Consider the following 2281-nt stretch of genomic DNA (forward strand, 5'->3'; position numbering starts at 1 on the left):
AATGACATCACTAAAGCAAAGTATTGGTACACCGCCAGTCCAACAGTTTATTGAATACCTTAATAAAAACGCAGGTCCGATGCTTACGACATTCGGTAAAGCGGTGGGAAATTTATTTAAAGGATTAGGCTCAATGTTCGTGGCCTTTGCACCGCTTAGCGAAAGTGTATCAAAAGGGTTCTTAAAAATGTCGGAATCATTTGCTACATGGGCGCAAGGCTTGCAAAAGAGCGAGAAGTTTAAATCTTTTATTAGTTATGTGCAAGAAAATATGCCAAAAATCAGTAGTATTTTTGGTAATGCCATTGTTGGAGTAGTAAACTTCTTTGCGGCGTTCGGTGGTTCCGCTTCTGGAATGATGACGAGCTTACAAGGGTTGATGGAAAGATGGCGCGCATGGACTGCGGCACTGGGAGAAAATCAATCGTTCCAAAAATTCCTCTCATACGTTAGCGCCACAGCACCGGGGGTAATGTCGCTAATTGGCAACCTAACGACCGCCCTAGTGAACCTAGGGATTGGCATGGCTCCGCTAGGTGCAATCCTTTTAGAAATGGTAAATAAGTTTTTAGCATGGTCTAACAGTATGATGCAAGCACATCCAGCTATTGGACAAATAATTGCGATTGTTATTTCTTTATCGGGTGCGTTTATGGCGATTATGCCGGTTATTTTAATGTTCAAGGCATTGTTTGCAGGTCTAGGCACAGCGATGATGGCTGGCATTGGTAAAGCAATTACGTTTATCACAGGATTGTTTACTAGTTTTAGTGGCACATTAACAACAGTTGGTACATGGGTAGCGAATTTGGCAACGAAGTTTCCTATGCTTGGTACAGTAATCAGCTTACTAACAGGTCCAGTTGGTCTTGTGATTGCTGCTATTGCGGCATTTGTTGCGGTGTTAATTGGTGTGTATCAAACATCTGAAACATTCCGAAATCAAGTATCTACAGCCTTTACAGCCGTATGGAATGTTATTCAAACAGCGTTCGGTGCTGTTGCTTCTTTCCTTTCAGCTACATGGGCACAAATTATGGCCATCTGGACAGCGAATAGCGCAAACATCATGACAATTGGTACAGTCGTTTGGGGTCTGATTAAAGACACGATTATAATGACAATGAGTCAAATTATGACGGTGTTCCAAACGGTGTGGCCATTGATTTCAACAATTGTGCAAGTTGCTTGGGAAGTAATTAAAGCAGTCATTACAACTTCTGTAGCAATTATTTCAGGTGTTTTAACAGCATTGACAAATCTTTTAACAGGCAATTGGTCTGCGGCATGGAATGCGATTAAAACAATGCTTACAACGATTTGGAATGCAATTGTTTCAGCAGCTAAGAATATTTTCAACATTTTAAAATCATTCTTGCTTAGTATTTGGAATGCAATTAAAGGGCCTACAACAAGCATATGGAATGGTATTAAATCAACGCTGACGAGTATTTGGAATAGCATTAAATCAACTGCTACAACCGTATTTAACGCTGTTAAAACAGCGATTACGAATGCTTGGAATACAATCAAGAGTACGACAACGAGCGTATGGAATGGCATTAAATCAGCTATCACGACAGCATGGAATGCGATTAAGAGCGCAACAACAACAGCGATAAACGGGATTAAATCCGCGGTAACAAATGGTTTTAATGCCATAAAATCAGCAATTACGAATGCAATGAATGCGATTAAATCGGGTATTAGTTCAGCTTGGAGTGCAATTAAGAGTGTAGTTTCAAGTGCCATTAGCGCGATTAAATCAGTTGTAACGAGTGGTTTTAGTGCAGTTCGTTCGACTGTATCAAGTGCGATGTCTGCTGTTAAATCTGTTATTACAAGTGCTTGGAGTGCGATTACATCTGCCGTATCAAGTGCTGTTAGTACAATTAAAAACACAGTCGTAACAATGTTCAATTCATTAAAAAGTGCTGTATCAAGTGCAATGAATGGTGTTGTAAGTGCGATAAAAAGTGGTTGGCAGTCAGCGCAGTCCTTTTTATCAAGTATTGATTTAACAGCGATTGGGCGACACATCATTCAAGGGCTTGTGAATGGTATTAAATCAATGGCCAGCGCAGTAATCGGCGCAGCTAAATCTATTGCGGATAAAGTGAAATCAACAATCAAATCAGCAATGGACATTCACTCGCCATCGCGTGTTACTTATGCGCTTGGTGAACATACTGGGCAGGGTTTTGCGAATGGTATTACATCGAAAACGAAAGTTGTTACAGCAAGTGCTAAAAAGACAGCAAATGCGGCTAAAAAGGCGTTC

1 protein-coding gene is annotated in these 2281 nt (G+C 40.6%); it reads left to right on the top strand.

The annotated features are described in order from the left end of the window. A partial coding sequence (locus tag ACFSY7_RS10370; RefSeq protein ID WP_380147781.1) for a phage tail protein occupies positions 1-2281 on the top strand: 2281 nt, incomplete at both ends.

The organism is Kurthia populi, assembly GCF_042686175.1.
Taxonomy (GTDB): Bacteria; Bacillota; Bacilli; order Bacillales_A; family Planococcaceae; genus Kurthia; species Kurthia populi.